At 41.1% G+C, this 24,881-nt stretch carries 36 protein-coding genes and 1 riboswitch; of the genes, 29 read left to right on the top strand and 7 right to left on the bottom strand.

Translation table 11 applies throughout. From position 1 onward, the window contains the following. Positions 1 to 2 precede the first annotated feature (2 nt). The 17 genes from HWQ47_RS18250 to HWQ47_RS18170 all read left to right on the top strand — a co-directional run bounded on the left by HWQ47_RS18250 (position 3) and on the right by HWQ47_RS18170 (position 8,052). Positions 3 to 344, top strand: a complete 342-nt coding sequence (locus tag HWQ47_RS18250; protein WP_269967488.1) for a hypothetical protein — start codon at positions 3 to 5, stop codon at positions 342 to 344. Positions 345 to 398: 54 nt separating this feature from the next. Then, on the top strand, positions 399 to 722 hold the full coding sequence (locus tag HWQ47_RS18245; RefSeq protein ID WP_269967487.1) for a hypothetical protein: 324 nt from the start codon (positions 399 to 401) through the stop codon (positions 720 to 722). A 119-nt stretch (positions 723 to 841) separates the two neighbouring features. Continuing rightward, positions 842 to 1,180, top strand: a complete 339-nt coding sequence (locus HWQ47_RS18240; RefSeq protein WP_269967486.1) for a hypothetical protein — start codon at positions 842 to 844, stop codon at positions 1,178 to 1,180. Between the two features lie 72 nt (positions 1,181 to 1,252). Then, positions 1,253 to 1,555, top strand: a complete 303-nt coding sequence (locus tag HWQ47_RS18235; protein WP_269967485.1) for a hypothetical protein — start codon at positions 1,253 to 1,255, stop codon at positions 1,553 to 1,555. A gap of 53 nt (positions 1,556 to 1,608) precedes the next feature. Continuing rightward, positions 1,609 to 1,938 carry a hypothetical protein gene (locus HWQ47_RS18230; protein ID WP_269967484.1) on the top strand — a complete coding sequence of 110 codons (330 nt, stop codon included), beginning with the start codon at positions 1,609 to 1,611 and terminating at the stop codon, positions 1,936 to 1,938. A gap of 61 nt (positions 1,939 to 1,999) precedes the next feature. Further along, positions 2,000 to 2,350 carry a hypothetical protein gene (locus tag HWQ47_RS18225; protein ID WP_269967483.1) on the top strand — a complete coding sequence of 117 codons (351 nt, stop codon included), beginning with the start codon at positions 2,000 to 2,002 and terminating at the stop codon, positions 2,348 to 2,350. 33 nt (positions 2,351 to 2,383) lie between these two features. Then, a complete protein-coding gene (locus tag HWQ47_RS18220) occupies positions 2,384 to 2,737 on the top strand; it encodes a hypothetical protein (RefSeq protein WP_269967482.1) in 354 nt (117 codons plus the stop codon). Positions 2,738 to 2,817: 80 nt separating this feature from the next. Then, on the top strand, positions 2,818 to 3,162 hold the full coding sequence (locus HWQ47_RS18215; RefSeq protein ID WP_269967481.1) for a hypothetical protein: 345 nt from the start codon (positions 2,818 to 2,820) through the stop codon (positions 3,160 to 3,162). Positions 3,163 to 3,631: 469 nt separating this feature from the next. Next, entirely contained in the window at positions 3,632 to 3,958 is a 327-nt protein-coding gene (locus HWQ47_RS18210; RefSeq protein WP_269967480.1) for a hypothetical protein, read from the top strand. A gap of 9 nt (positions 3,959 to 3,967) precedes the next feature. After that, on the top strand, positions 3,968 to 4,321 hold the full coding sequence (locus HWQ47_RS18205; RefSeq protein ID WP_269967479.1) for a hypothetical protein: 354 nt from the start codon (positions 3,968 to 3,970) through the stop codon (positions 4,319 to 4,321). A 47-nt stretch (positions 4,322 to 4,368) separates the two neighbouring features. Next, a complete protein-coding gene (locus HWQ47_RS18200; RefSeq protein ID WP_269967478.1) occupies positions 4,369 to 4,704 on the top strand; it encodes a hypothetical protein in 336 nt (111 codons plus the stop codon). Between the two features lie 998 nt (positions 4,705 to 5,702). Beyond that, complete coding sequence (locus HWQ47_RS18195; RefSeq protein WP_269967477.1) at positions 5,703 to 6,062, top strand: hypothetical protein; 360 nt, start codon at positions 5,703 to 5,705, stop codon at positions 6,060 to 6,062. A gap of 30 nt (positions 6,063 to 6,092) precedes the next feature. Next, a complete protein-coding gene (locus HWQ47_RS18190; protein ID WP_269967476.1) occupies positions 6,093 to 6,407 on the top strand; it encodes a hypothetical protein in 315 nt (104 codons plus the stop codon). Positions 6,408 to 6,593: 186 nt separating this feature from the next. Continuing rightward, entirely contained in the window at positions 6,594 to 6,923 is a 330-nt protein-coding gene (locus tag HWQ47_RS18185; RefSeq protein WP_269967475.1) for a hypothetical protein, read from the top strand. Positions 6,924 to 6,959: 36 nt separating this feature from the next. After that, positions 6,960 to 7,280: a hypothetical protein gene (locus HWQ47_RS18180; protein ID WP_269967474.1), complete on the top strand. Its 321-nt coding sequence runs from the start codon at positions 6,960 to 6,962 to the stop codon at positions 7,278 to 7,280. 67 nt (positions 7,281 to 7,347) lie between these two features. Continuing rightward, positions 7,348 to 7,692: a hypothetical protein gene (locus tag HWQ47_RS18175; RefSeq protein ID WP_269967473.1), complete on the top strand. Its 345-nt coding sequence runs from the start codon at positions 7,348 to 7,350 to the stop codon at positions 7,690 to 7,692. A 39-nt stretch (positions 7,693 to 7,731) separates the two neighbouring features. Continuing rightward, a complete protein-coding gene (locus HWQ47_RS18170; protein WP_269967472.1) occupies positions 7,732 to 8,052 on the top strand; it encodes a hypothetical protein in 321 nt (106 codons plus the stop codon). A 35-nt stretch (positions 8,053 to 8,087) separates the two neighbouring features. On the opposite strand, the gene HWQ47_RS18165 is transcribed toward HWQ47_RS18170, so the two are convergent. Further along, positions 8,088 to 9,244 (bottom strand): IS3 family transposase gene (locus HWQ47_RS18165; RefSeq protein WP_269967471.1). Its coding sequence is split into 2 segments (ribosomal slippage): positions 8,088 to 8,998 and positions 8,998 to 9,244, totalling 1,158 coding nucleotides; the frame shifts between segments, so codons are not numbered across the junction. A 74-nt stretch (positions 9,245 to 9,318) separates the two neighbouring features. On the opposite strand from HWQ47_RS18165, the gene HWQ47_RS18160 reads away from it, so the two are divergent. The 9 genes from HWQ47_RS18160 to HWQ47_RS18120 all read left to right on the top strand — a co-directional run bounded on the left by HWQ47_RS18160 (position 9,319) and on the right by HWQ47_RS18120 (position 13,831). Further along, entirely contained in the window at positions 9,319 to 9,576 is a 258-nt protein-coding gene (locus tag HWQ47_RS18160; protein ID WP_269967470.1) for a hypothetical protein, read from the top strand. A 124-nt stretch (positions 9,577 to 9,700) separates the two neighbouring features. Further along, entirely contained in the window at positions 9,701 to 10,042 is a 342-nt protein-coding gene (locus tag HWQ47_RS18155) for a hypothetical protein (protein ID WP_269967469.1), read from the top strand. 10 nt (positions 10,043 to 10,052) lie between these two features. After that, positions 10,053 to 10,382, top strand: a complete 330-nt coding sequence (locus HWQ47_RS18150) for a hypothetical protein (RefSeq protein WP_269967468.1) — start codon at positions 10,053 to 10,055, stop codon at positions 10,380 to 10,382. Beyond that, complete coding sequence (locus HWQ47_RS18145; RefSeq protein ID WP_269967467.1) at positions 10,382 to 10,762, top strand: hypothetical protein; 381 nt, start codon at positions 10,382 to 10,384, stop codon at positions 10,760 to 10,762. Before HWQ47_RS18150 ends, HWQ47_RS18145 begins: the two co-directional genes overlap by 1 nt. Positions 10,763 to 10,825: 63 nt before the next feature. Further along, a complete protein-coding gene (locus HWQ47_RS18140; RefSeq protein ID WP_269967466.1) occupies positions 10,826 to 11,200 on the top strand; it encodes a hypothetical protein in 375 nt (124 codons plus the stop codon). A gap of 75 nt (positions 11,201 to 11,275) precedes the next feature. Then, positions 11,276 to 11,599: a hypothetical protein gene (locus HWQ47_RS18135; RefSeq protein ID WP_269967465.1), complete on the top strand. Its 324-nt coding sequence runs from the start codon at positions 11,276 to 11,278 to the stop codon at positions 11,597 to 11,599. Between the two features lie 8 nt (positions 11,600 to 11,607). After that, complete coding sequence (locus HWQ47_RS18130; RefSeq protein ID WP_269967464.1) at positions 11,608 to 12,264, top strand: hypothetical protein; 657 nt, start codon at positions 11,608 to 11,610, stop codon at positions 12,262 to 12,264. 235 nt (positions 12,265 to 12,499) lie between these two features. After that, positions 12,500 to 13,201, top strand: a complete 702-nt coding sequence (locus HWQ47_RS18125) for a sialate O-acetylesterase (RefSeq protein WP_269967463.1) — start codon at positions 12,500 to 12,502, stop codon at positions 13,199 to 13,201. A gap of 228 nt (positions 13,202 to 13,429) precedes the next feature. After that, the gene (locus HWQ47_RS18120; protein ID WP_269967462.1) at positions 13,430 to 13,831 is read left to right on the top strand and encodes a hypothetical protein; all 402 of its coding nucleotides are present in this window, start codon (positions 13,430 to 13,432) and stop codon (positions 13,829 to 13,831) included. A 64-nt stretch (positions 13,832 to 13,895) separates the two neighbouring features. Here the strand turns inward: HWQ47_RS18120 and HWQ47_RS18115 are convergent, their stop codons facing one another. The 6 genes from HWQ47_RS18115 to HWQ47_RS18090 form a co-directional block, all read right to left on the bottom strand. After that, positions 13,896 to 14,462, bottom strand: a complete 567-nt coding sequence (locus HWQ47_RS18115; RefSeq protein ID WP_269971783.1) for an acyltransferase — start codon at positions 14,460 to 14,462, stop codon at positions 13,896 to 13,898. A gap of 62 nt (positions 14,463 to 14,524) precedes the next feature. Continuing rightward, a complete protein-coding gene (tsaA, locus tag HWQ47_RS18110; protein ID WP_269967461.1) occupies positions 14,525 to 15,247 on the bottom strand; it encodes a tRNA (N6-threonylcarbamoyladenosine(37)-N6)-methyltransferase TrmO in 723 nt (240 codons plus the stop codon). Between the two features lie 25 nt (positions 15,248 to 15,272). Then, positions 15,273 to 15,656, bottom strand: coding sequence for an Rcs stress response system protein RcsF (rcsF, locus tag HWQ47_RS18105; RefSeq protein ID WP_269967460.1), 384 nt, complete (start codon positions 15,654 to 15,656; stop codon positions 15,273 to 15,275). A gap of 33 nt (positions 15,657 to 15,689) precedes the next feature. Beyond that, positions 15,690 to 16,991: an amidohydrolase family protein gene (locus HWQ47_RS18100; RefSeq protein ID WP_269967459.1), complete on the bottom strand. Its 1,302-nt coding sequence runs from the start codon at positions 16,989 to 16,991 to the stop codon at positions 15,690 to 15,692. Beyond that, entirely contained in the window at positions 16,988 to 20,056 is a 3,069-nt protein-coding gene (locus tag HWQ47_RS18095; RefSeq protein WP_269971782.1) for an amidohydrolase family protein, read from the bottom strand. The genes HWQ47_RS18100 and HWQ47_RS18095 overlap by 4 nt, the downstream gene beginning before the upstream one ends. A gap of 159 nt (positions 20,057 to 20,215) precedes the next feature. After that, entirely contained in the window at positions 20,216 to 20,611 is a 396-nt protein-coding gene (locus HWQ47_RS18090) for an H-NS histone family protein (protein WP_269967458.1), read from the bottom strand. A 312-nt stretch (positions 20,612 to 20,923) separates the two neighbouring features. Between HWQ47_RS18090 and HWQ47_RS18085 the strand changes: the two genes are divergently transcribed. The 3 genes from HWQ47_RS18085 (at position 20,924) to HWQ47_RS18075 (ending at position 24,657) form a co-directional block, all read left to right on the top strand. Then, a complete protein-coding gene (locus HWQ47_RS18085) occupies positions 20,924 to 21,673 on the top strand; it encodes an electron transfer flavoprotein subunit beta/FixA family protein (protein WP_269967457.1) in 750 nt (249 codons plus the stop codon). Next, positions 21,673 to 22,596 (top strand): electron transfer flavoprotein subunit alpha/FixB family protein, encoded by a 924-nt coding sequence (locus HWQ47_RS18080; protein WP_269967456.1) that lies wholly within the window; start codon positions 21,673 to 21,675, stop codon positions 22,594 to 22,596. Before HWQ47_RS18085 ends, HWQ47_RS18080 begins: the two co-directional genes overlap by 1 nt. A 165-nt stretch (positions 22,597 to 22,761) precedes the next feature. After that, positions 22,762 to 22,981: riboswitch (Lysine riboswitch) on the top strand. A 107-nt stretch (positions 22,982 to 23,088) separates the two neighbouring features. Beyond that, entirely contained in the window at positions 23,089 to 24,657 is a 1,569-nt protein-coding gene (locus HWQ47_RS18075; protein ID WP_269967455.1) for a Na+/H+ antiporter NhaC family protein, read from the top strand. The last annotated feature ends 224 nt before the right edge of the window (positions 24,658 to 24,881 follow it).

Raw genomic sequence — 24,881 nt, 5'->3', positions numbered from 1 at the left:
AGATGAAGTCTTCACTTTGGATGTTGCTAATTGTATCAGTGCTTAACCTGTTTTTTGCAGCTCAAGCAATTGCTGGAACTACTTGGGCTACTGGCAAGATCACATCGCTTATGGCATCTGGGGCCAATCCTGCCATAAGACTTTCAGGCAATATATCGCCAGATAGATGCAGTGGGGGAACTTATGGTTGGTTATATTTTTCCGGGACTGCCGAAGAGAAGAATCGTGTTTATTCAACGGCACTGGCGATGTCACTCACCGGTAAAACGGTAACTGTTTACACCAATGGTGATGACACAACTTGCCGCATTGGGAATATACAGATCACATCGGGATTAAATTAGGGTATATAAAGAGCTAAATGCCTGAAGATTGTAAGTTTTATCAATGGAGTGGTAATGAAATTATTAGTAAAAACGTGTTGCCTATATTTATCTCTTTATATTGTGCCAGTGTTTGCCATTGACTATGAGGGGAATGTACAAGGATTTTATATCAACACTAGTAATACAGCCTTAGTAAAGTTAGGTGGCACAGGTGGTGCTCCAGATTGCATTGCTACTGGGGTATGGCATCTAAAGTTTGATAGCAGTAAAGAGTATGCAAAACACTGGATTAGTATGATTTTGGCTGCGAGGATGGCAGAGAAACCTATACGAGTTGGTTATTCAAAAAATGCAGATGGTAGTTGTAATGTTGCTTACTTTTATTTTTATGGTTAGTTAATCATTGGAATAAAGGGTCAGAGACCATTAGCTTTAAGCTCTTTAGGTTTAGTTAGGTTTGGTGCCCAGATAAGAGGTGGTTGGGTGGTTTTTACTTTGAAAGGTTATCAGGAAGTATGAATAAACTAATAGTATTAATATTTAGCCTGCTTACATCGAATGTCATGGCTGCAACAGCGATTTGCACTGGTAAGGTCGATAGGCTTGCTTATCATCAGCCTGATGGGCTTTATTTAAGGGTGGCTGACTCAGGAATTATGAAAGTATGTAATCCCCAAGTAAAGTTTTATAGAACAAGCCCTGAGAGCTGTAAGTTAATTGCTACTTTAGCTACAACAGCTAGAGCGACCGACAAAAGTGTGCAAATTTATATAGATAATGCACCTGGAACGAATTGTTCTAGTATAACAAATTGGTTCTCGGCTGATATTAGATTTGTAGAGTTACTGAAGTAACTTAATTTTATGGGTAAAAATAAAAGGTCAGAGCTCATTAGCTTTTTATCGATTAAAAATTAAGGAATTAAGATGAAAGCCTTGGTCTGGTTATTATTGCTATTTTTTATTTCCACGTCTGTATTTGCTTACAAGGAATGCGCAGCTAAGACCAGTCGTCTATATATCGGGGATAATGGATCTCTCTGGATGGTTTTTGAGTCTGGAGGGGTGGCTAATATACGCAGTAATGATGTCGATTTCGATAGAACATACTCAATGTTACTCGCAGCACAAATGGCAGACAAACAAGTCGTCATTAGGTATCAAGATGATAGTGCTCAGTGTGGAACTGGGATCCGTTCTGATATTGTCGGAGTTTGGCTAATTAAGTAAACATGTTCATTTTTTAGATACTCGCTAGGAATTATTTGTAATAGGTGATATTTATGAAAAAAATTATATTTATCTTAGCTTTGCTCTTGGGGAGTACCAATATGTCATATGCTGGTTACAACGCCAATATGGTTGGTGAAGTGACCGCGGTGATGACTTATAGCAGTAGTTTGATATTATTTCGATTACACAATCAGCCCTCCTCACATCCAAGTTGCAACAAAAGTTACTTTGCCATTGCAACTGACGTTAGTGATATTGCGACAAACAGAATGCTATCTAGGTTGTTGATTGCTCATACGACTAAGGCACCTGTAAATATTGGTTTTGATAATGCAGGGAGTTGTGGGAATGGTTATATACGAGTTCACCGAGTGGGTTAGTTTATGGCCGTATAAGGGATAATTTATTCAAATTTAGTTATAACGTTAAGGGATTAAATGGATGGATACATCACTATCTAACATAAATATAGTCGTTAAGATTTTTATCTTTGTGTCTCTGTTTTTTTCAGCAATAGTTCATTCGATGGATCACAAAATTAAAGTGTGCGATATACAGGCGCACTCAACCAGCAATAGTACTTATATATCCCCTTGTGGAGGTTGGCCGTCTAAAAATAATTGTCCACATAATGGTTGGATTACTTGGGATATGAGTCAATTTCAAGGTCAAGCAATGTATAGCACAGCATTAGCAGCATTGTTGGCAGATAAGTATGTAACTGTTCGGTTGAATGGTTCTTCATGCGCTTCTTATGATGTCACTCAAATGATAAGAATGAATAAAAACTAATTAACGGTGCAATCTATGATAAAGGGGACTTACATGAAGTGTATTTTTGCGTTGCTTATATTGTTGATTAGCACCCCTGCTCTAGCTAAAGCGGGTAGTAAAAGTGGTGTGGTGGAATATATAAGAACCCATGATGGTTCTATCCATACTAGCTGGGAAGCACCAATATTTTGGTTCACTCTAGCAGGAGTGACAAGTGCTGGAAGCTGCGGCACTTGGAATGGCAGAGTGCTATTTGTTATGGATACTGACCATGCATATTCTATGATCCTTGCAGCGCATATGGCGGGTAAAGATGTAGGCCTAAGATATGATGATGAAAAAAGAGCACAATCATCTACTTATTGTAAAGCCACATTCATAACCCTCGGTTCTCCAGTTTTATAGAAATTTGAAAATACTTAACCTGATTTAACAGGCTTCAATTATTTAAGAACATGGATATAGCGTAAGGTAAGGGAAGTGTTATGAAGTTATCTACATTGGGTTGTTTTATGATGTTGTCAGTTATGTTTTCTACGTCAGTGATTGCAGCTTTTCATTGTTCAGTAGATATCCATAGAGTACTGGTTTATGGTAATGGGATGATTGATATTTTACATTCAGGAAGAAATGATTTTACCTATATTTGTAGCTTAAACAATGACTGGAAAGGAGTCAGTGTAACCACTTGTGCTATGTGGACTGCAATGTTACAGAATATAAAAAAGAATAATGGAAAAGCCATTTTTTATTATGGTGGTGAAGGAACTTGTGCCGCTTTGCCAACTTACGGCAGTACGCCAGCTGCAGTATATATTGGTGATGTTTAATGACTAATTGCCACTTGAAGTAACTTGACGGTGAAACAATAGGTTAGGGATAGAGATAAATAGATTTGAAAGAAGTTGGAATATATGGATATGTTTAAAAAAGTATTTGTTGGGCTCGTTTTATTGCTTGTCAATGCTTCTGCTTTTGCGGAGTGTGCCAATTTGGGATGCTCAAATGTGTATGTGGACAAGTTATATGTCAATGCGTCTGGAGTCGTGTATGTCGCTACATCAGGAGATGAGACATTGATGACCTGCCAGCAGTTTCAAATGTTTACAGCACATTCAGATCTACGGATGCTGGTGGGGATATGATTTTCTCTACGCTATTAGCTGCGCAGCTCTCAAACAAGAAAGTGTTTGTGAGAACTGTTGAAAGCTCAAGCGAATGTAAAATCGTTTATGTGACATTGGATAAGCAGTAGTAATGTAGTTGTGAGATGGTTTTTAGATTAAAAGGACTGTAGAGATGAAAGGGATACTCTTGGTGTTGGTTTTGTCATTATTTAGCTCTTCAGGTTATGCCTGGGATGGTTATGTTACAGGAAAGATAGTCACAGTTGATGTGGCTGGTGGAGCTAACTACGCCTTTAGGGTGACGTTAGAGGGGTCACCTAAAGTTTGTAACAATAATCATGCTTGGGCTTATTTAAATGCATCAAACAGTAACTATCAGACATATGTTGCTGTATTACTTGCGGCGAAAATGTCAGGTAGCGCAGTAACGATCTATTCAAATCAGGAACAAAGCTCGGGTAACGGGTATTGCCGTATTGGATATATTAGTTTGCGCTAGGGAGAGCCTATGATTATTAGAATATTACTTATATTGAGCATCTGGTCTATTTCCTCTGTTGTGGGGGCGGCTTATACCTGTCATGGAAAGGTAGTTGGCGTTAGCTTGAACCCACAGAATGGCCAACTTTTAGCTGAACGTATTGGTCCTTTATCTTGGCCTGTTTTATGTTCTGTCGCTGTAGATTCAAATGGTGTAAATACTGAAACATGTAAAGTCATTTTTTCAACTCTTATAGCAGCACAGATGAGTCAGAAAGATATGACCTTGTGGTTCAATGATGGCAAAGATTGTTCAACAGACAGCCACACACCATGGCGTTGGCTCACTGGCTGGTATTTTGGGCCGAAACTCGCGAATTAAGTTATGTAAATTAGTTTTTTTTGGATGTTAATTGAGGGGGTTGGGTTATGAGGTTTTTAACATTACTACTTTTGATAATGACGGCTTTTCTTGCTTTGCCCTCTCTTGCCGGCAGTCAAACAGGTTTAGTGGCCAATATCAGTGTGCGGACTGATGGGTTGCATTGGTTTACTTTATCTGGAGATAGGGGAACCATGCCCGAATGTACTAATGGTCATTTTACTTATTGGATGATCAAGGATGAGAACTCAACCTATGGTAAGAGCCAGTTCAGTATGTTGTTGGCAGCTTATATGGCACAAAAGCCTGTGACCATAATAGGCACTGGTAGCTGCACGCGTTGGGGCGATGGTGAAGATATTAAAACGGTGCAGTTACGATAAGTAGCTAGTGTCGAATGAATATATAGGAGTTGTAAATGTTATGGATGATATTACTGTTGAGTGCATTATTTATTTGTGCGAATGCTCATGCAGCTCCCACGGCAAAAATGTCTCAAATACTTAAATACTCATGTACGAGCAAGGCAATATTATTTATATCTATCCTGAAGGTGGTGTACAGAATCCACCAAATTTCCATGGGTCGAATGGTGATTACCTTAGCTATAAGATGGATCGTCCGATGGCGAAAAAATATTTTAGTATGTTGATGTTGGCTTTTGCAGCTCAAAAAACAGTATCGTTTAGAACCGAAGGGACATGTATAGACTAATCTGTATCAGAGACCATTAGGTACTTTACTGTATATAAATAATCAAAATACTAATAGTCAAGCTGTGTATACACGTTAACTGGTTTTATAAGGAAAGATGAAAACTTTCATTATTGTATTGTGTAGTCTTTTATCACTATTTCAATGCGCTGTTGCTGGAAATATTTGGTGCGCAGGTACTGTGCCAGTATTTGCATCTATTGAGTGAATAATTAGGCTGTTAACAAATAGATAAGGTTTTTACATGAGAGTGTTTATTTGCATGTTGATAATATCGTTAGCTTTGGTCACTCCCGCATGTTATTCAAAAGGGTGGGTAGGGACTGAGGAAGTTGACAAGGTAGCATTCCATACAGGTGGTTTTTTTATGTATGGGAATGATTGGGGAAATCCTAATTCATGTAGCAGAACAGAGGCCGTAGTGCTTTTAAATACTGATAGTAATTATGACAAAGCATACAGTTTATTGCTTGCTGCTTATATGGCGGGGAAAGCCATCAGGGGTTACTCTGATGGGTGTGTGACTTTTGATGGAAGAACATATAACACTATTAGGGGTTTTAAATATCTGCAGGTTCAGTAGCTAACCATAGAAACAGAGCTTAGTAACTCTCAGCTAGTTATGATTAATAAAATTTATATAAAACATACGTTTGGGATTGAAGATATGGATATTTTAAGAAAGGTAGTACTAATCTCTTTGGTTTTTCTTGTGCAAAATGCAGAGGCTAAATACTTTACTGGTTATAGCTCGGGTGTGACAATTAATAGAATTCATGCTCATGGCGGGGGTGGAGTAACATTGTATATAACGGGTGAGGTAACAAATCTCGATAATTATCCCGTTACTGAACGTGTGCATATAAAAGCTGATCTAGTTGGGAGCAAAAATTTAATCGCTCATGCCATGATGGCTTTTGCTTCAGGTAAGAAAGTGGGTTTGCATGCTTCTGGTTGTGAAATTATTCCTTTTTGGGGTGATACTCACTTAACACCTATTATCAATAATTTGTGGGTGTTTAACTAGGTTTTTTATTAATGTTGGTAGTTGATGTCTATGAAATTTATCTTTTTATTGTTTTTGCTTATTTTACCATTGAAGGTGAGTGCTGAAGACTGGGTTACTATTGAAAACATGAGCTTATTAAAGTGGCAGATGGCGCCAAATGGCGTGGTTTACCTCAGAAATCTCAATGAATTTAACCCACAAGCTTTACCTTGTTGCTATAACTATTCGATTGATACAACGACTGAAGCTGGAAAGTCAATTTGGAGTGTAGTATTAACAAAAATGGCAACCTCGGAGAAGTTGATTCTTGGTGTGTCTAAAATAAATCAAGCAGGACCAGTTACATATTTAGGGATTTGGTAGATAACCAGAGTAAGCTACCTCTATTCATTTTAAAGTAGGCTTAGACATTTACTCTCTATAAATTGTTTAGGTTTAGAGTCTTTTAATTTCGCTTTATGTGGAACATGATAAATGAAGGTGTAGTTATAACAATACGTAATATATTTAAGGATGGGTATGAGAAGTGTATTTAAGATAACTACTATTATGATTTTATTTTTATTTGCTTGTGATGCTTTCTCTTCAACTCGATTTAGGGGCGTAACCATTACTGGTGCTGGTGTATTTCTCAGTGGAGGTAAGGGGGTATTACTTATCAATATTGATGGAGATAGCTCTTCAATGTCATCGTGCGCTACTACCAAAAGGTTTGCTATAGACAGCAGTGTACCAAATTATCAAGAGATAGTAAGCATGGCTATGACTGCTTATATCTCAGGAGAAACGAATATCGATCTTTATGTTGCAGAGTCCTGTAGCTCATGGGGTAACGCACAAGACGTACGAGGAATAAAAATGGGCACTATGTCTTGGTAATATTCAACGTATTATTTTGTTTGTCATGGAGGCTATATGACTAGATGGTTAGTATTATTTTTGTTGAGTATTTTTAGCAGTGCAGCTTCTGCTCAACCTGGACATTGGACACCTTATCAGGCTATCCAAACGATAATCATTGAGAACGGGGTTGCACTTATTGTTGTGAAGGGGGGCGTACCTGCTGAGTTCATCCCTGCGGAATGTAATCAAGCATACAATCAAGCTAACCTGAGCACGGAACACGGTAAAGCGATCTATTCCTTGGCTTTAGCGGCACGTTTGTCAGATACATCTATATCAATGGCATTGGAGTGCAGTGGTATTAGACCTTCTATAAAGTTGATTAGGCTGTAGGATGCAAAAAAAGCGTGTTTTACAGCAACAGTTTACAACAGAAATTAATGATGAAAAGGATGTCTAAATGCTACGTGTTGTGATGATAACGATAAGTGCTATATGTATTGTATTTCCCTTGCTAGCCAACGCTACTGCAGGTTGGTCAGGTAGAGCTGAAGTGACAGGGATTTATACTCTCAATGAATCGACCACTCTGATTAAGCTATCAACTTTTAGTAACCCTAATGACTGCCAAATTAATTCAGGTGGGGATGTGAGGATCAACCCATCTGTTGATAAGAATTGGATGAACATGTTTCTTGCAGCTTATATGTCAGGTAAGCCAGTTAATGTTTATGTTAGTGCTGCTTGCACCGGTGTATGGGCGGGAACTTCCTATGCCACAGTTGGGCATGTGCGTTTGTTATAAGGCATAACTAGTTTAGGTTGAAAAGAAAAGGAAGTTTCGATGCGCAGGTTTAGTTTGTTACTGGCTATTGTATGTTTAGTTTTTACCAATAACACCGATGCAAAGCGTAATTGGCCTAGTCAGGCTTTGACTAGTTGGTCGTTAAGCTTAAATAATGGTGTAGCTTATATCTCTTCGTCTCAGTTTCCTGAACATTGTCGTTATAGCCGTGGTCAAATCAATATGAGTGGTACTGAGTTTGATAAGGCGCAATATGCTTATGCGCTTTCAGCAAAGGCGAGGGGAAAGAGTTTGAGGTATGTTATCGATAATACTCAAACAACCTGCATCATTACTGGATTATCGGAAGTGAATGAGTAAATTAATTGTCTCTTTGCATTGAATGGATATTCTGGTCAAGCCAAACCGGACACCTTACTTTGTAATTTTTCGTAGCTGATAGGTGTTAAATCACCAAGTGTTGTGTGAAGCCGCTCGTGGTTGTAATACCGAATATATTCTTCAACATCTTGCTTCATTGTTTCCCGCGTTAAATGCACCACATTTAACAACCACTCATGCTTCAAACTTCCAAAGAAACGCTCAACAACTGCATTGTCTAAACAGGCTCCTACGCTGCTCATCGAAGCAACTATCCCATGTCCATTCAACAGGTTTTGAAACTGCTTACTGGTGTATTGTGAGCCTCTGTCACTATGAAACATGATCCCTCTTTTGGGTTTTCGTAACGTTATTGCCATTCGCAATGCTCGCTCAACTAAATTAACAGTCATGCGCTTTGATATGGCCCAACCTACTATGCGTCTAGAGTGTAAGTCCATTACAATAGCTAGAAACATCCAGCCCTGACGCGTCCTTAAATAAGTCACATCACCAGCCCAAATCTGATTAACTTTCTCAGGATAGAATTGCTGATCCAGCAGATTATCTGCAACGCTATCACTGTGTTTACGCTTTGTAGTTACCTTGTAAGCTTGGCGTTGAGTGACTACTAGACCGAGCTTTCGCATAATAGTTCGAGTGCGATAACGTCCAATACTGAAGCCTTCCAGGCGTAGTTTCTTGGCTAGTTGACGAGAGCCTAAACTTCCTCGGCTGCGCTTAAAAAGACGTTTAGCCGTTCGGTAGAGATTGAGCTCTTGCTCACTTATTATTTGAGCTGGTCTAGCTAGCCAATCATAAAATGTACTGCGACTTACACGCAGAACATAACAAAGCGTTTTTGTCGGGAATCGAGGCTTATGCTCTCGAATAAACCGAAACTTTACTTCATTTCTCTCGCGAAGAAGGCACTGGCCTTTTTTAGAATTTCTTTCTCCATTCTCAGCTGCTTAACCTCTTTTCGAAGCGCTAATAGCTCAGTCTTTTCATCTGAACTAACGGATGAGTTTTCGAGCTCCTCAGCCTTCTGTCTCCAGGTATATAGCAGGTTTGATGACACTCCTAGCGCATCGGCAGCTTGCGGGACGGTGTAGCCTTGTTCTGTGATTAAGCCGATGGCTTCTTCTTTAAATTCTTTGGTATAAGTTCGATACTGACGTTTTGTATTCATGATCACCTCGATTGATTATCGTATTATCCACAATCAAGGTGTCCGGACCGATTAGACCAGATTAGGATCTCATTATGAAACCAAATACACTAACACTTTGTTTATTAACCATCTTGATGTTTAGTTTGAATGTTTATGCGGGTGGTTGGGCGACGCCAGCAGTGCCGACTCATATTGAGATTGAACGTGGTGGTGGCTTTTTAGTGCATGGTGCATTTGGTAATGCAGCAACTTGCACGATTGGGAATAAGTTTTACGTTAAAAGTGATCATCCTCAGTACGATAAAGTGTACGCCACAATCCTAGCCGCTTATATGGCTGGAAAAAGGTGAGGCCTTATATACATATTTGTGATTCTGTCCCTTGGCACTCAATCCCTTCCGTCACCTATAACATAATGACACCTTCAGGTGCCCTATATATCCATGATTAAATAGTTGCTAAGGAAATATAATAATGAACCCTCTTACTTGTCTAACTTTGCTTTTATTTTTACTGTTTGGTGTAAATAATAGTTATGCTGCTATTGAGTCTACGGGGCAGACCAGTATTAAGCGTCTTATCTCTTACAATCAGTATGGTGGCGGAGATGTGGTATTTACTGTCAATGATCCCAGTAGTGTTTGCTATGGGTACTGGCTCAACAAAAGTGATGCTGGATTTGATGCTAATTTAAGTATGGTTTTGGCTGCCTATCACTCAAAAGCTAAGGTTCGAATATATGGCCATGACGATCAAAAGTGGAATGGTAGTGGTAATTTTTGGTGCAAACTATATGCGATAGAACATACAGAATAAGGCTATAATTATGACATTTAAATTCTACATGTTTATTCTTATTTTGTTATTCATTTCGGCAAAGTCACATGCTAGCGGCGGAACAGGTTCTGGTTTGATCGATAATATTTATGTCAATAATGGTTGGACTATGGTCCATGTGCCAAGTATCACTAACAATCCAGATAACTGTCCCAGTGTCAGTTATTTTGCAATAAGGCCCAGTGATGCTAATTACTTGACTTTACACTCCACTTTATTAGCTGCGTTTATGGCTGGTGAACCAGTTCGGTTTTGGCTGAATGGTTGTAGTGGACAGAATAATAATCATCCTAAAATTGTTAGTGTTTGGGTGTATTAGTGACTGCTAATAATGGGGCGGGATTATTTACTAAACAGTTCGTCCTCGGAATCATTATCACATTAGGTGCGGTAAATGTAAGTTTTACCATTCAAGCTGCTGATATTGCTTATGGGACTTTGACTGGCGTGAAATTGTACGACTTCTCAAATAGTAAGTTAATAAAGGTTCATTTCGCTGCAGATGCGACACATAAAGATGAAGTGTCTTGTAATGGTGTAGGAACCATCACTTATGGGCAACACGAGGATGCGGTGATCAATCAGATGTTGAGTATTGCCATGGCTGGTTATTTGTCAGGTGTAAAGTTAAGGGCGTATGCTGAACATAGTGGAAGTTGTGAAATCGATTTGATTACGATTCAGAAAACTTATTTCTAGTCTTACACTTTGTAAGACAGAAATAAACGAAGCAGTTTTAACTGATAAACAAAGGAGTATAGGGTGAAAATATTAATATTTTTAGTTGTACCACTGCTGACTAGCTTTGCTGCGGTAGCATCGGCTCCTGCTTGTTATAGTAGTTATAACGGCTATTGCCAATATGATGGCAAGGTGAGCCGAATTTACGTTAATTCAGGAAATTTGATTCTTTTATATTTTGATGAAGCAATGGATCCCGCTGCAGGAAGTGAAGCTAAAATGTCATTAACTACTGGCGTTGCGGCAGCTGTGAGAATTACTGATAATCCTGAGTTTGCCAAGTTGTTTTACTCTACCGCTCTGGCAGCCCAAGCCAGTCAAAGAAATGTTCAAATTCAGATGCGAGGAACGATCAGTGGATACATGAAGGTCGATCGCATTTGGTTGGCTGAGTAATAACGTTAAATGCGATGGTTAATTTTTAAGTATTTATCTGATGTTATTCAACTATTGAAAAATAAGGACGTGGGTGTGTTTTTACGTAAGATAATTTTATTCGTCTTGATAATGGTACCCACATTATCTCAAGCTGCTGAAAACTTCTGTGGGGAGGTTCAAAGGCTAAGAACTTGGGCTACTGGTAGTGATACGTATGGTATTTGGGTTGAGTATAAGGCTAATCCAAGTCAGTGCCCCGGTGGTTTTTATATACCCCATGAGGGTACTAATAAGGATTATGTATTTAGTATTGCTCTAGCAGCAAAAATGGCGAAGGAAAGTGTCTGTATTCAGGTCTATAGCTATTCAACCAACATTCAAAATCGATGTCGTATCAATTACATCATGAATCCATAGGGATAAAAATGAAAAAAGCTATTGCACTACTTTGGTTATTTATTGCCCTGATTATAACTGGGTGCTCCTCACTTGATAGGGAAGAGTCATCGACTGTGAATATTCATTTTGCTGAACCCAATAGAATTCAATTTCAGGGCAAAGGCGCTGGGGCAGGTATTGCCTTAATGTCTACAATGGGACCGGTAGGTATCGCGCTTGGTGTCGCCATTGATGAGGGGATAGCGAAAGATATTCGTGGGGCTGCAAGTACTGATGGTTTTGATATGCAGTTACAGTTCTCTCAGAGTATAGATAAACAGTCTCAAAAGGAGTGGAGGGCAGTATTTATTGATGGAATTAGTGCTAGCTCTAGTTTAAAGCGTGAGTTCCCCTATATTGAGGTAAAACGCTACGGCTTTAAAACGACAGGAGGCGCTGATGATGCGACCTCTGCCGAGCTTGTTGTGCTTGTTAATATCAGTAAAAATGAACAATTTGAATATCACTTTCCTAATGATTTTATCGTTATCGAGGAAGGTAAGAACAACAGAGACATTCCTAGCCACCCATTAGCAGAACTAAAAATAAATGGTGAGCTATCAGTTTCATTGATGGAGCATGCTGTAGATAGTGTGATTGGGAAAGTGACAGAGCAAAATTTACAGCATCTCAGTGATTTGTAGTAGCACATTAACTTTTCAGTCTAATGCCGCTTAATGATCTAATAAACAGCTTAGCTAAACCTCAGAATCCGAGTCCTATCTCTAGGCCTTGGATTTTTTTATGAAAGCTTATAGATCATTATATTTTTATTTATACACATTAATAGTATAAATAAGATGATATGGTTGGCGGCTTGTAAACACTGGTGGTATGAAAGGTAGTCGTTAGGTCAATAACAACAATAAGGATCAAAAAATGAAGTTTTCTTTAACTCTTGCGCTAATCACATTCGCTTTTGCTGTGTCAGCACAAGCAAGTGACGAGGGTAAGCACTTGCTTATACTATCTGGACAATCAAATATGGCACGTCTGGATCCCTCTGTTTCCTTTACGCCGACCCTAGATAACCATCTCGGTAAGAATAACTTTATCGTTGTGAAAGATGCCAAAGGAGGTCAACCCATTCGTCGCTGGTATAAGCAGTGGAAACCTGTAGAAGGTGAGATGCCTGCGGATAATGGCGATCTATATGACCGCCTAATGGTTAAAGTTAATGGGGCAATTCAAGGTGAAAAAATAAAAACCGTAACCTTTGTTTGGATGCAGGGGGAGCGTGATGCCAAAGACAAGCAAGGGAGAGTCTATGCCGATAGCTTGAAGGGGTTATTCAAACAACTTTCTATGGATTTAAACAAGAAAGATATCAATATCGTTATCGGTCGCATTAATGATTTTGATATGGAGAATAAAAAAGCAGCTCACTGGACAAGCATACGAGAAGCTCAAGTCGAAGTTGCAGAGTCGCTCCCTAGAGCTACTTGGGTAAATACCGACGATCTTAACGGTAAAACAAATGACATACATGCATTAGAGGATGGGTACGACATCTTAGGTGAGCGTTTTGCGCTAAAAGCGATCGAATTGATTAAAGTGGAATCTAATATACCGGCAAATTAACTTATGTGGGATTGTCGGCAAGGGTTGCCAAGATTACGTTTTGCTGACGACGAAACCCATACCGATAACGATAACGTCACAATTATTTATGTGAATATTAGCGGTACGAGTTATGGAGTTAATATTCGTACTATTAGACTACATAGTTCACGGTATTATGTATGTTAGTGTTAGCCTCTTATTTCTGAAGCAAAAGCCTATAGAGAAATTGATGATAGGACAGAGACTATGAGAATAACGTTAAGAATATTTTTAGTGTTTGTGTGCCTGTTTATGTCAGATGTGGCGACGGCTAAAGGTAACTCAAGTTTTAATAGCGAGATTAGTCATGTTGCTGGTGGCGCAGTTGCTGCGGGGGCTTTAGTTGCGATTTCCGATTATTATTGGCCTGAAATTGATCGTGCTTGGGTTGGTTTCGGCATTAGCAGTGTAGTCGGGACTTTGGCTGAGTTGGATCAATATATAAGAGATGATAATTCGGCAAAAGAGGCACTGCTCGATGCTGGTAGTCATATACTCGGCTCGGCCATTGGCGCTTATATTACCGACCAATATTTTCTTCGTCCTGTTGTTCACCTCGATGCAGGAAAGGGGACTTACGTGGGCATTTCTGCTTCATTTCGTTTTTAAGTCGTAGGTCTCTTACTAAGGGTCTATCGCAACCCTCTCTGTTCATTAGCCTAGCAACTGAGCATTACACTTTATCGCGTCGGTCACCTATCACTCTGGCTGGATTGCCTGTAACGATGGCAAAATCAGGCACATCTTTGGTGACGATGCAGCCCATGCCTATGACGGCGTAGTCACCTATAGTAACCCCATCGACTATCCCAGCTTGAGCGCCAATCCAGACATCTTTGCCTATCGTCACTCCTTTGGAGTTTGAGGCTTGCTGATAGATTGGGCTATCGGGTACCATGCCGTGATTGAAGGCGTAGATGGTGACGTTATTGGCGATGCGAGTTTGCGCACCTATTTTGATGCCTGCACGTCCTCCGTCTAGGGAGCAGTTATGGTTGATCGCTACTTCATCACCTAAGGTGATGGGCCCATGGAGAAAGCTATCGGCGGCTATCATGCAGCGCGAACCGACAATGATATCCCGTCCGGGTTCGGCAAATAGCTTGGCCTCGGGGGCAATAAAGCAGTTTTCTGCGAATGACACTGTCTCCAATGCCATAAACTCAGCTTGAACTTGCTTTTGCCAAGGTTGAGCCCAACTCAGTAGTTTAGGTTTGAGAGTGAAATAGAGCCAAGGCATATAAGAGAGACGCTTTTTATGCTGGGTTTGATAATCGGGTGTCGACAAAAAAGCGCTCCTTTTTACCCTTTGGGCCCAGCACGTAACTCAGTAACCACTATGGTGTTACCTTGCATATGCCAGAGAATATCTAAATCATACAGGGCAACTTGATACTCTTTAGGATCGGCCTTGGCTTTTTTATAGGCTGGGCGAGGATCCTGTGCCAGTACGCCTTGGATTAGTGCTGCTAGCCTAGGATATTGCGCTAGCTTTTCATAAGCGATCACTTGCTGGAGTGCGTGTTCAGAGAATTGAACCTCAGCTAAAGCTGGCGCTTCGTGGGCTATGCCACCTTGTGCATCTGCTATGGAGTCTGAAAAGGGAATGTAGGGTTTAATATCTATAACGGGAGTGCCATCGAGAAGATCCATACCTGAGATCTCTAACGATACCACGCCATTATTGTGGTGGATCTTATGCAGTTTTACCACAGATTGGCCTATGCCATTAGGCCTAAAAGTCGAGCGAGTAGCAAACACACCCAACTTTTCATTGCCGCCAAGACGAGGTGGCCTGACCGTGGTTTTCCAACCTTGTGACAGGTTTTCATGAAAACTGAATAACAGCCATAGGTGTGAATATTGCTCTAAACCCCTAACAGCATCGATATGATTAAAGGGGACTTGTAGTTCAACAAAACCCCGAGCAGCGGTAACGAGCCCTGGCTGTCTTGGAATGCCAAATTTTTGTTTGTAGGGAGTGCGGCACAGGGCGACAGCCTGGATCTGACTAGTAAATGTCATCTGGTTATGGTTTCTTCAATCTGGATCAGTGTGTGGTGGTATCGGCCATTTTAATGGCTTGTCCGACGCAGATAGCACTGCTAATGCATTGCTGTGTTTTCTCAGCTGCGATGAAGCAGGTCTTAATGATTAGTCCATTAGCGCCTTTGTCTGCAGCCGAACGTCTGGCCATGGTGCGTGCTTCTGCGATGCTTGCTGGTGCATCATTTGTTGCTAGCTGACAAGATTCACCTTCAACGAGACCTTTACGTTCAAACTTGCCGTTAGGTTGACTATTTTCATAGACAATGACATCAGATGCTTTGAAGTAGTCATCGATCGCTTCACCATTGAGATTACTGCTAAATTGGTACTCGCCAGCACATCCACTAACGAGTATAAGCAGAGCTGGGATTAACATTTTTTTCATGATTTAGGCCTGTTATCACATGTTTTTGGGATTCTATCGCTTTAGGTACTTTTGATAAAGCTGTTGTTGTCGATTATTTAGATCCACGGCTCTGCCATCGATATAAACGTGTTCTATTTTTGTCATCATGGGGTCTAATATGTCACCAACTGAGATCACTAAGTTAGCCGCATAACCTAGTGCAATCGCGCCCATCTTATCAACACCAATTATCTTAGCTGCATCTAGGGTGATGCTTTTCAAAGCCTCCTCTTTACTCAATCCATAAGCGATCGTTTGTCCTGCCGCTAAAGGTAAATTTCTGCTGTTCCAATCCGAGGAGAAGCCGAGTGCAAAGGGAATTTGAGCTTGTTTGAGCAGAGCTGGGATCTTAAAACTCAGATCTATGGGCTCGTCATTTCTCATGGGAAGACTTAGGGTTTTGGTATAGATAACCTTAGCGTCTATCTCATTGAGCAGTTCGCCAAGGCGCCAAGCATCATAGCCGCCGACGATCACGAGCTTAAATTGGTACTGTTTAGCTAGTGATACTGCTTCCTCTATCTGCTTCTGTCCATTGGCGTGAACAAAAAGCTGCCCTTGGCCCTGATATAATGGCAGCAATGCTTGCCAGCGAATATCCTGTGTGGTCACTTTGTTGGCATTACTGGCTAGAAAGTAACGATAGCCGTCAGAGAAGGTGCGATCTATCTGATTTAAGCTGCTCTGGTATTTTTCTCGTTTAGTTTTACGCTTCTCTTCATCTTCGGGTAGAGCACCCTGACTTGGCCAATAGAGGTGAAAAGCCAATGTCGACGGTACAATGGCTTCCTCTACAGTCCAGCTGTCGAGTGACACAAGTGCCGATTGACCGGCTAAACGTTCACCTTGGGGGACAACTTGAGCGTGAGTAATACCATTAACTCTTACGGTGGGGATAATTTCTGAATCTGGATTAAAGGCGTTAATCGCTTCGAGTTGCGGGTTGCTTAACCCTATTTCGTAACTGTCATTACTGGGTCGCATCATCTCAACTTCGATTAATCCTATACTGGTGTCGAGCGCAATTAAGCCTGGATAAATATGCTTGTTACTGACATCGACAATAACAGCATCAGGTACGGTTAAATTTGTGCCTATGGCTTTAATAACGCCATCTTGAATTAACAGATCGGTATTGTGTTTCACTCCGTCGATAACGGTATGTAAGGTGGCATTTTTAAACAGGATCTCGGTGGTTTGAGCGGGGGCTGGCACCATATCATGGGCTAATACAGCGCTTGGAAATACCGATAGGTGCATAAGTATGGCTAGGTTCGCTAAAGGGATCACGGTAGATAGAGTTAACTTCTTCATAATCTCTCTCCTCCCTGACGAGCGTGTTGCCATACATCATACTGGGTGTCACAGTGCCATTTAGGCTCCCAGATCTCTTCAACTACCTTCCCGGGTGGCAGTGGGTTTTCGCTGTTTTGGCTGATTAAGATTTTTTGAATCAATGCCGCTCTTTCTTCACTGACTTGTCGTTGCATCTGTTTGTCGACGCTGCGATCAAAATATCGTTTGCCTTCAATCCAAGTGGATTCTACTTTGGCATAAACAGACAAGGGTGAGTGATCCCAGAGTACGATATCGGCTTGTTTTCCTTTCGTGATAGATCCTAACGCTTGATCTATACCCAATTGAATTGCCGGGTTGATGGTGATCATGTTCCAAGCGTTTTCAGGTGACATGTCACAATACATGATAGATTTTGCCGCTTCTTGATTCAGACGTCTTTGCATCTCATAGTCATCGGAATTGATGCTGGTTAATATGCCGCTATTTTGCATCAGGCAGGTATTTTGTGGAATAGCATCATAGACCTCAAACTTATAGGCCCACCAATCTGAAAACGTTGATGCCGACGCTCCGTGAGCAGCTATCTCATCAGCGACTTTATAACCTTCGAGGATGTGGGTGAAGGTGCCAACTTTAAACTTGTATGCTTCGGCTAGTCGTAGGAACATTAAAATCTCTGATTGCACATAAGAGTGAATATGCACTTCGCGCTCTTGCTCTAGGACTTCGACAATGGCGTCTAAACGGTAATTTGGTTGTGGTGCTACTCGGCGGCGTTTTTCACTTCCTCTGAGCTTTTGATAATTATCGAGTGCATCCTGATAAGCTCGGGCTTCATTAAAGGCCTCGGTGAAGAGGGATTTTACCCCCATTCTACTTTGAGGGAAACGTTGGGTAAAATTGTCGCCCCAATTGCTCTGTTTGACGTTCTCACCTAACGCAAATTTGATACTAGCTGGAGCTTGAGTGTATTTTAGTTTTGTCGCATTCTCCCCCCATTTCATCTGAATGATTTGTGCCTGCCCGCCTATGGGGTTGGCACTGCCGTGTAGGAGTTGGGCTGTAGTGACACCGCCAGCAAGGGCACGGTAAATTGCGATATCGTCTGGGTTGATGACGTCACCAATTCGTACTTCTGAAGTGATGGCATCAGTGCCTTCGTTAGTACCGCCATTGATGGCAATATGGGAGTGCTCATCAATGATGCCAGCAGTGACATGTTTGCCGGTCGCATCAATAAATTGGTAGCCGGAAGGGGTGGATAGTTGTTGACCTATACGCTCAATTTGTCCTTGAGAGATGAGCAGATCACTGTGTTCAATTATTCCCTGCTTGTCCGAGGTCCAGATAGTGGCATTGCTGATATGTAACTTTTCAGGTTTGAGCGCAGTTTCCCTTCCGTAGGCCACATTAGGTTGGGTTAATGTTGAGACATATCCTCTTGCCTGTTTAGGCTCTAGGACTGGTTTGGGGATAACTTGCTCTGTGATAAGGCCTGCTACTGAGGTGACAACATTGTGTTTATCCAGCATACGGCCATGTATACCTTGCTCATCAAACCATAAGGTAAAACGATTTATCCCTTCAAACCCTGCCGAATCCAGTTTGGCATTGAAGGTTAATCTGTGATCATGATAGTTAAGATTATGCAGAGTAATTTGCTGCTCACCACTCGAGAGAAAACCGGTTAATTTATCTTTATCTGTTCTATCAAGTTCAAGATCCAGTGTCAGATCACCGACTTGCAGTTGAAAGATGTGATCCAATAAGTAGGTATTACGGTCAATGAGTTGCTTTTCATCTCCTTGCAGCCACACGCTGTGGATCTCACCATCTTGAAATATGTTGCCTTTAGTAATAACAAGATCGGCCATAAAGCCAGCTTTTAAGCGGCCACTTATTTCACTAATACCTGCCATTTCTGCGGCATCTGTGGTGAGGGCCGCTAATGCAGCTGTTTCACTCAGCCCAGAGTGGATAGCTTGCTTAAGTCTTGGCCAAAACAACTCGGCGTTAATTCCATATTGAGTTATGGCGAAGGGGATCTCTGCATCCGAGACGGTTTTAAGGTTACTTGGAGCTCGTTCCCAGTGACGCATGCTAGCTAAACTTATCTCTCTTTCGTTGTCATTGTCGCTAACTTTGGGTGATTCGGGAAAGTTTAGTGGCAAAATTAAGCTAAATGGAAACGCTTTTAATTCATTTATACGGATATACTCTTTACCATTTCCAAGCAAATGAGCTGTAAGGTTATGCTCATTTAACATGTGTGCAGCTCTGAGTTGGTTGTTTAAGTTACGAGAATCAAAAATAATAGTTTCATTTTTGATGTAACCCAATCCTGCTAAAGCAGTATTAAACTCGACAATGAGGTTTTGATGTTTAGAAAAAGATTTAGTTTTATTTTCATTATACCAATTTGCATCGGATAAGGTTTGACGAATAAGGGCCATACTCCCCATCAGAGAGCCTGGATAATCCTGTGGTGAACTGCCCTTGTTAAATGCCATAAAATGATTCGATTTAGCAGGATATATAATTTGATTTGCGTGTTTATCCGCCAGAGATAATGTCACTCCACGTCCACGAAATATGCCATCTAAATTGCTTGATTGTACGCTGGTAAAACCGTTCTGGATCCAGTCAAGTGCTCTATCTTTATTGGGGTATACAAAGTTAAACCACTCTTTTTCGGCATGAATCGCTCCGTTTTTAGCATTACCGCCTATTCGTTTTATTTCATAAACTGGAGGTTTAACTTCTGTTTTAGGGTATTCAAAATCGATCGCGTAGTTTGTAAATGGGTCGATGAAACCTGGATAGATAGTGTAACCATTTAAATTGATAACATAGGCGTGTTTAGGAATATTGTTATTTTTGACAATCCCAACAATCTTATTTTTCTTGATTAAAAGTGTCGAATCTTCAAGGCGAACCCCCGGCTCTACCATCAAGGTTGCATGGGTTAAAGCTGTTATTTTTGGTGTATTATCAGTTAGTTGGTCGTTTGCTATTGTATCGCTAGTGTAAGCTAAAGTGAATGCAGCAATTATTGTTATTGATTTTATATTGTTATGCATTTTGAGGGTAAAATATTTGATTAAGACATTGATAGAGATTATCTTAGTTTTTATGTGAACATCAAATAATAAATTTTTCATTTATGTTGGATTTTTATAACGTCTAGCTACAAAAAAACCGGCCTTAGCCGGTTTTTATTAATTTTTGATCATAAAGGCTTAGATTAGGAAAGCATCCATGTCACGACCTTTATCAAGCTCATTCTTAAATACAGTTGGCATACGGCCTTGACCAGTCCAAGTAACAGTCTCGCCATTAACATCAACAATGGTATATTTAGCTGGACGTGGTGCGCGTTTCTTAGGTGCAGCTTTAACAGCAGTAGAACCTAAATCATCAATTGATAAGCCAACAGCTTCCATTTGTTTACGGATCTCATCAATTTGAGCATTACGCTCTGCCATTGCTGCATTCTCAGCTTCAGCTTGAGATGCTCTTTCCGTGATAATTTTTTCAAGTTTAGCGGCTAATTCATTTAAGTCTTCAACAGATAGTTCTTTGACAGCTGCTTTAAAACGACGGCCATGAGTTAGTATTTCAAGAAAATCATTCATAATAATATCGGTCCAATTAATAGAAGTGAGATAAAAATATTTATTTGATAGCTAATAATAGGAATTTATACAACAAGGATCAAATAATATTTGATTTTAATCAGTCAATATACAGATATATGCCATAAATATGTATTTTTTATTATTAAGATGAACAAAAATGTAACTAATAATGCTCGTATCTTAAAAAATACAAACGGTCGTTTGAAACTATGTTGACGTTAACGTTAACAGCACGTAAAGTAAACCTACTTAGTTATAGGTGATAACCTATAACAACTTCGCAAAAAAATGACGTAAGAAGGAAGCCCTATGAAAGTATTGGTGCCTGTTAAGCGCGTCGTCGATGCTAATGTAAAAGTCAGAGTAAACGCTGATAATACTGGTGTTGATACCGCAAACTTGAAGATGGCGATTAACCCTTTTTGTGAGATCGCAGTAGAAGAAGCGGTTCGTTTAAAAGAAGCTGGGATCGCGACTGAAGTGGTTGTGGTTACAGTCGGGCCTAAAGCGTCGCAAGAGCAGCTACGAACTGCGATGGCACTTGGTGCCGATCGAGGCATCCATATTGAAACTGATGAAGAGCTCGTTCCTCTCTCTATTGCTAAGTTACTTCATAGCGTGCAGAAAAAAGAGCAGGCTCAACTTATTTTACTCGGTAAGCAATCTATTGACGGTGATAACAATCAAACTGGTCAGATGCTTGCGGCGCTGGCTAAGATGCCCCAGGCAACATTTGCGTCTGTCGTTACCGTTGAAGGGGATACTTTATCGGTTACCCGTGAGATAGATGGCGGCTCACAGATTGTCACTATGCCTCTTCCAGCCGTGGTGAGCGTTGATTTGCGTTTGAACGAGCCGCGTTATGCCAAACTTCCGAATATTATGAAGGCCAAACGCAAGCCGCTTGAGACGATGACAATTGAAGATTTAGGCGTTAGCTTGAAATCTCATCAAAACATTGTGAAAGTATCACCTCCGTCTGAGCGTCAGGCTGGTGTGATGGTTGCTTCGGTGGCAGAGCTGGTTGAAAAGTTGAAAAATGAAGCGAAGGTGATCTAATGGCAATTTTAGTATTAGCAGAACATGATAATACCAGTTTAAAACTGGACACAGCTAAAGTGGTTGCCTGTGCTCAGGCGATTGGTGGTGACGTCGATATCTTAGTCGCGGGTCATGATTGCAGTGTTGTGGTTGAGGCCGCACAGAAACTTTCAGGTGTTAGGCAGGTGTTGGTGGCAGATAATGCCGCCTATGTTAACCATTTAGCAGATAACTTGTCTGAACTTATTATCGATATCGCTTCTGGTTATGAGCACATTCTTGCCGCGGCTTCTAGCCAAGGAAAAGACACATTACCGAGAGTATCGGCACTATTAGATGTTGCACAGCTGTCTGAAGTGATTGAAGTCGTGAGCGCAGATACCTTTGTTCGTCCAATCTACGCGGGCAATGCTTTGGCTACAGTGCAGAGTTTAGATGATAAGAAAGTGATGACGGTTCGTACCAGTGCATTTGATGCGGTCGGTAACGATGGCGCTGCCACTGTGATTTCTATTGAGAAAGTCGCAGATTCATTGTCACAGTTTATCTCTCAAAGTCTGACTAAATCAGAGCGTCCTGAACTTGGCGCCGCTTCTATTGTGGTTTCGGGTGGTCGTGGGCTCGGCAGTGGTGAGAACTTCGCTATTCTCGAACAGCTTGCTGATAAGCTAGGTGGTGCTTTAGGTGCATCTCGTGCCGCTGTGGATGCCGGATTTGTGCCCAATGATCTGCAGGTTGGTCAAACCGGTAAGATAGTTGCGCCAGATCTCTATATCGCCGTGGGTATCTCTGGGGCTATTCAGCATTTGGCTGGAATGAAAGATTCAAAGGTCATCGTAGCGATTAACAAAGATCCTGAAGCACCAATTTTCCAGATCGCCGATTATGGTTTGGAAGCTGATCTGTTTGAGGCTGTGCCTCAGCTAATTGAGTTAGTTTAAATCATCGTCAATTGTTTGTTTGGTGTAAAATTAAGGTAGCGTTAGTTTTAATTTTCATTAAATTAGTGTGATATTGGTCACAATAAGCGGCTTTGGGGTAGAATCTCCAAAGCCGCTTATGTTTTTATAACCTTCACGTAATTTGAAGGCACTTCAAATTACGTCCTGAGAAGTAGAGGTGCATTAAATATCAGTAGTGATAGTCAGGGTGATTCCGCTTATCTATCATGAAAGGATTTGATGCCGAAGTAGTAATGCACATCACGGCTTACTGCTGGGGCTGCCATCGAATAGGTGCAGCACTGTCATAGTATTTCTTATCTTAAAGATAAGAAGATTTTATACCTTTTAACATATGGTATTACTATGGAGCGCTACTGATAGGACAGGTGTATCCGATCTCTATATATTCAAGTATTTATTTGAATATATTGTTAATATCCCACCAGTTCAGTCGGCCTCCATTCGTACTTAAACGAAGAAAATATATAAATGACAACTTTAAGTTACGCCGATTCGGCTCTTTCATTGCTGCCCCCTGTGGTTGCAATCTTGCTGGCAATTGTGACTCGTCGCGTTTTGCTCTCTTTAGGTGTTGGAATAATATTAGGGGCGGTACTGATCACCGATTTTTCTGCCGTCGATACCGGACAATACCTAGCCAAACAAGTGACAGGTCTTTTTTGGGATGATGGAAGTCTCAATAGCTGGAATCTGTATCTATTAGGCTTTCTAGTATTACTGGGGATGATCACAGCACTTATTACAGTGAGTGGCGCAGCCAAGGCGTTTGCCGATTGGGCCAGAACTAAGATCCGCAATAAGCGTGATGCTAAGTTGCTGACCATGTTCTTGGGTTGTGTTGTTTTTATTGATGACTACTTCAATAGTTTGGTCGTTGGTAGTGTCGCCAGACCACTGACTGACAGATACTATATCTCTCGCTGTAAATTGGCTTATCTGCTCGATTCAACAGCGGCGCCTATCTGTGTGATCTCTCCCGTTTCAAGTTGGGGCGCTTATATTATCGCTTTGATTGGCGGTATTTTAACGGCCCATGGTTTTACCGATTCAGGTCATCTGAGTGTGTTTATTCAGATGATCCCGATGAACTTCTACGCTATCTTCGCTCTGTTATTACTGTTTTGTGTTGCCTTTATGGGTCTCGATATTGGCCCTATGCGTCAACAAGAACTTAATGCACAAAAAGGCCATCTGTATGATGAGTCTAAAGGTCTACCACCTGGCGCGAACTCAGATCTACCGGAAGCGGATAATGGCAAGATTTTAGGCTTGTTTCTGCCTATATCTGTACTAGTTGCCGCGACCTTCTACTTTATGGTGTCTAGTGGCAGTGATGCCTTAGCTGCTAAAGGTGCTGAGTTTTCACTTATCGGTGCTTTTGAAAATACCGATGTGGCTTCCTCTCTCTTTTTTGGTGCTGCGATTGGTCTGGTATCAACCATAATTCTGGTCATTAGCCAAGGATTAGAGAAGTCATACATCATCAAAGGCATCATCACTGGTGCGCGCTCTATGTTACCCGCCATCTATATTCTGCTATTCGCTTGGACGATTGCGGGTGTGATTGGTCATATGGAAACAGGTAAGTATATGGCGAGCCTGGCAACTGGCAACATTCCGTTTGCGCTGCTTCCTGCTGTCCTGTTTGTGCTTGCTGGTTTTACGGCTTTCTCGACAGGCACAAGCTGGGGAACCTTTGGTATTATGTTACCTATTGCTGCCGATATGGCCATGGGCACTCACTCTAGCATGATGCTGCCTATGCTCGCATCTGTACTTGCTGGAGCGGTATTTGGCGACCATTGTTCACCTATCTCAGACACCACTATCCTGTCGTCAACTGGTGCTAACTGTCATCATATGGACCATGTAATGACCCAGCTGCCTTATGCTTTGATTGTGGCTGTGATAAGCCTTGTGGGTTATACCGTTCTTGGGTTTACTGAGTCAGTACTTGCTGGTTTTGTTACCTGTAGCGTGTTGCTCGTACTCACTGTTATAGCGCTTAAGATTAAGGTTAATCGCAGAGCGGTATAATCGAATACAGATTAGTATCACTTCAGATTAAGTCGTAAAAAAGAAAGCCGCTCGATGAGCGGCTTTTTTGTGTCCGGCCACAAATGTTCCTGACATTTATTGGCATTTCCTCCATCCCTGGAGGTCAGAACACTTATGCTTATTTCCATGGGTCTTAGATGTTCCCGACATCTTTAAGACATTTCCTCCACTGACCCATAGGGATATGGGAAATGTCTTTGAAG

Origin of the sequence: Shewanella sp. MTB7 (assembly GCF_027571385.1) — a bacterium.
Taxonomy (GTDB): Bacteria; Pseudomonadota; Gammaproteobacteria; order Enterobacterales; family Shewanellaceae; genus Shewanella.
This window is presented reverse-complemented; position numbering and strand designations above follow the sequence as displayed.